This is a genomic window from Streptomyces sp. NPDC007095, from assembly GCF_040634475.1.
Lineage (GTDB): Bacteria > Actinomycetota > Actinomycetes > Streptomycetales > Streptomycetaceae > Streptomyces.
This window is the reverse complement of sequence record NZ_JBEYFS010000532.1, coordinates 1-1274: the sequence shown is the minus strand read 5'-3', so window position 1 is coordinate 1274 and position 1274 is coordinate 1. Positions and strand designations below refer to the sequence as shown.

The 1274-nt window shown below is 71.8% G+C and carries 1 protein-coding gene; it reads right to left on the bottom strand.

Annotated features, from left to right (window positions below):
• Nucleotides 1–1274 (bottom strand): amino acid permease (locus ABZ656_RS58015; protein ID WP_360280853.1); only part of this gene is annotated, 1274 nt, incomplete at both ends.

The window sequence follows — 1274 nt, the reverse complement described above, 5'->3', positions numbered from 1 at the left end:
TGGGCGACGACCGCGCCCCGCTGGTTCTGGAGCAGCCGCTGCCACAGCCGGTCCGGCTCGACCTCGGGAATCAGCACGGTGACCCGGGTGCCGGGCTCCGCGGCGGCCGTCTCGCCCACGTACTCGGCGATCGGGCGCCCCACGGTGCGGCGCTCGGAGGTGAGCTGGACGAGCGGTACTCCGGGGTCCCACTGTGCCCAGTCGCGGGCCAGCGCATGCGTGTGGGCGCGGTCCTCGGCGTCGGGGTGGCACACCGTGACGGCGCGTACCTCATCGCCGAGGGAGGCGGCGGCGTTCAGGGCCTCCACGGTCAGCCGGGACAGGTTCGACACCGGGACGATCACCAGCGAACGGTCACGGCGCGGCGGCTCGGGGGTCCGCCCGAGGCCCAGCCGCTCACCGATCCGCGCGTACGCCCGGTGCACCGTCTCGAAGGCGGCCACCAGCAGCGGCACGGCGATCACTATCAGCCAAGCGCCATCCTCGAACTTCGTCGCCGTCACCACGACCGCCGAGACACCGGTGAGCACGGCGCCGAAACCGTTCAGCAGAGCCTTGCCCCGCCACCCCCTCCCCCGCTCACCACGCCAGTGCCGGACCATTCCGACCTGCGCGATCGTGAAACCGACGAAGACGCCGATGGCGAAGAGCGGCACCAGGGTGTTGGTGTCGCCGCCGGAGAAGACGAGCAGGGCCGCCGACACCAGCGCCAGCGCGAACACACCGTGACGGTGCACCTGCCGGTCGGCCTTCAGGGCGAAGACGTGCGGGAGGTAGTTGTCGCGGGCCAGCAGCTTCAGCAGCACGGGCAGGCCGCCGAAGGAGGTGTTCGCGGAGAGCGCCAGCAGGATCATCGTGGCGAACTGGATCACGTAGAAGGCCCAGTTGTGGCCGAGCGAGGCGTCCGCGAGCTGGGCGAGGACGGTGACGCCCGCCACCGGCTGGAGGTGGAAGCGCGAGATGAGGACCGACAGGCCGATCAGCATCACCCCGAGGACGGCTCCCAGGGCCACCTCCGCCCGCTGGGCCCGGCGCACGCGGGGAATGCGGAAGGACGGCACCGCGTTCGCGAGGGCCTCGACACCCGTCAGCGCGCTGCACCCCGAGGCAAAGGCCTTCAGCATGAGCAGCGCGCCGACGGTGGTGGCATTGCCGGCGAGGACGGAGGCGTGCCCGGCCGCGGCCGCGGTGCTGACAGGCGCGGACCGGAAGAGACCAACCGCGATCAGCACCAGGATCGACACGACGAAGACCGCCGTCGGCACGATGAACGC